Annotated in this window: 4 protein-coding genes and 1 rRNA gene; 1 reads left to right on the forward strand and 4 read right to left on the reverse strand. The window is 53.1% G+C overall.

Annotation, left to right across the window (positions count from 1 at the left end):
* Positions 1-82 precede the first annotated feature (82 nt).
* Entirely contained in the window at positions 83-646 is a 564-nt protein-coding gene (locus tag FME68_RS12850; protein WP_158397777.1) for an IS3 family transposase, read from the reverse strand.
* A complete protein-coding gene (locus FME68_RS12855) occupies positions 640-939 on the reverse strand; it encodes an IS3 family transposase (RefSeq protein ID WP_070615711.1) in 300 nt (99 codons plus the stop codon). The genes FME68_RS12850 and FME68_RS12855 overlap by 7 nt, the downstream gene beginning before the upstream one ends.
* Between FME68_RS12855 and FME68_RS13315 the strand changes: the two genes are divergently transcribed.
* Positions 938-1300, forward strand: a complete 363-nt coding sequence (locus FME68_RS13315) for a hypothetical protein (RefSeq protein ID WP_230309006.1) — start codon at positions 938-940, stop codon at positions 1298-1300. The two genes, FME68_RS12855 and FME68_RS13315, sit on opposite strands and share 2 nt — an antisense overlap.
* Here the strand turns inward: FME68_RS13315 and FME68_RS12865 are convergent.
* Both FME68_RS12865 and rrf read right to left on the reverse strand, forming a co-directional pair.
* Positions 1297-1824: a CPBP family intramembrane glutamic endopeptidase gene (locus tag FME68_RS12865; RefSeq protein ID WP_071409893.1), complete on the reverse strand. Its 528-nt coding sequence runs from the start codon at positions 1822-1824 to the stop codon at positions 1297-1299. The genes FME68_RS13315 and FME68_RS12865 overlap by 4 nt on opposite strands.
* Before the next feature lie 291 nt (positions 1825-2115).
* Positions 2116-2231: ribosomal RNA gene (gene rrf / locus FME68_RS12870) — 5S ribosomal RNA — on the reverse strand; the annotation flags it as partial.

Consider the following 2231-nt stretch of genomic DNA (forward strand, 5'->3'; position numbering starts at 1 on the left):
GTACGCGCCGCACCCGAGTGGTGCGGCTACCGGAAGTATCACCCCGAGCGCCGCGAGCTGCTACCAGAAACCCACTGAAGCGCTACCAGATAGTCACGACACTGCTACCAAATAGCCGGTCGCAACACATGTGATCGGCTAGTGCATGGCCGACGAGTTTGCGCGAGTAGACGTCGATGACCGTGGCCAGGTACATGTTCTTGCCGCCTTTACACGGCAGGTAGGTGATATCGCCTACGTAGACGTGGTTTGGCCTGTCAGCTGTGAATTTGCGGCCTACTAAGTCTGGCATGACTCGGTGGCCAGGCGTGCGCCTGGTGGTGATACATCGACGCCGTTTACTAAAGCCTTTCAGCCCCATGGATTTCATGATGCGTGCGACCTTCTTGTGATTAGTCGGAGGAATGTCCGTATCGTCGTTGAGGCTTGCAGCGATGCGTTTAGCGCCATAAAGCCCGTGCTCATCATCGAAGATGGTCTTGATTTTTGCGCCAATAAGAGCATCAGAGCACATCTTTAACCTGCGTTTTTCGCGGTTGTTGACCCATTTGTAGAACGAGGAGCGATTGAGCTTTAACACGTGGCACATCCGCTTGACCGAGTATTCGGTTCGGTGGTCATAGACAAACTGGAAGCGGATTACCAGCGTGTCTCTTCGGCAAAATACTTCGCGGCCTTGCGCAGGATGTCGCGTTCTTCGCGCAGCTTTGCGTTTTCTTTTTCTAGCTGGCGGATCCGTTCAGAATCAGTGGTCGCCTGGGCGTTGTCACGCAGGGTCTTCGTGCGGGCGCGTTTGCCGGTGCCGTACTGCTTAAGCCACGAATAAAGTGAGGAACGATTGACTCCAAGCTCTGCTGAAGCCGCGTGAAGTGAGAGGTCCTCATTGTTTTCGTAGAGGGCCACAGCATCACGTTTGAACTGTTCGGAGTACCTAGGCATGGTGGTAGATTACCTTTCTTCCCAACCCAACTGGGCTGGATATCAGGTGTCTACCAAACAGGGGTCAGGTCCAGCCGCTTGCTATGCGGTTACCCCCCTCTCCTCTACCGGGCTGAACACCATCGATTTCTGCATCCAACTGTCCACCACAAAGAGTGTGGCTGCAACCTCTCTTGCCGCTTTCACGGACAGCCCAGAACCGTGGCAGTACAAGGTGCGCCTTGCCTTCTGCAAGCGTCCTGAAGTCATTCGCGAAGCAGTTGCCCGCCTGACGTACGAAGAAAATGCCTGCGGCACGCGGCTTTGTGCTCAGTGTCAACAAATAGTCGCCCTGAGCAGCCACATGCAATCCTTCGCCTAACCCGCCAGCAATCCGATACCTATGTTAAGGGCAGCATGTAAGACTGAGCACTCAATGACGCTACCGGAGCGAAATCTCACCGCGCCAAGTATCCACCCACCGAGGAATTGAACCGGAAGTACGGGCCACAGATGAGCATCAAAGCTCAACAACACCAAATGGGGCAAAAGAAAAAGAGCCGCCTGAAAAGTGTTTCCAGCCCACAATCCCCAACGCCGAAGAAGTAAACCCCCGAGAAATCCGCGGAAGAAAAACTCTTCGCCTACAGCCCTTAGAATCGCGGCAACACTTACCCCTTGAACAAAAACGACGCCCGGCATGCCGAGACTATCCGTAGATACAAGACGGATACCAAGATAACCTAATCCAAGCAGCACAGGGAACAAGATGACACTTAAAGCTGCTGCCTGCAGGTTTCCCCAGCGCCAACCCACATTTGCCCGAGCTCGAGACACCCCGATTGACCCGCGTCGGACAAGGATATAGAGCACTGAAGGGGCAAGGAAGAAAAGAAACTCAACCATTTTTCTAGTCCTTTAACGCGAACCGGCGAACCAACGCGACCCTAAAATACTCGCGCTTCTCATTCTACGATTCTCTGTGAGAACGGGACTGAGCAACATTGGTGGGGTAAGTAATGCCACCCTAGCAAATTGGCTCCAGGTATCGATATAAGCAACGGCTCGGGTGGTTCGTGTGGAATCAGAAATAGACTTTCAATTGCAACACACAATGGTTGTAAAACAAATTGAAGGACCAAGACTGAATAAGTCTTGGTCCTTCAACCTTGTATTGAGTTGTTTGTTGTTGTTTGGTGTCGGCGGTTTCTTACTCTCCCACAACCTCCCGGTTGCAGTACCATCAGCGTTAGCAGGCTTAGCTTCCGGGTTCGGAATGGGACCGGGCGTTTCCCTGCTGCTATAGGCCACCG

It is taken from the genome of Corynebacterium hiratae, assembly GCF_009708045.1.
GTDB lineage: Bacteria > Actinomycetota > Actinomycetes > Mycobacteriales > Mycobacteriaceae > Corynebacterium > Corynebacterium hiratae.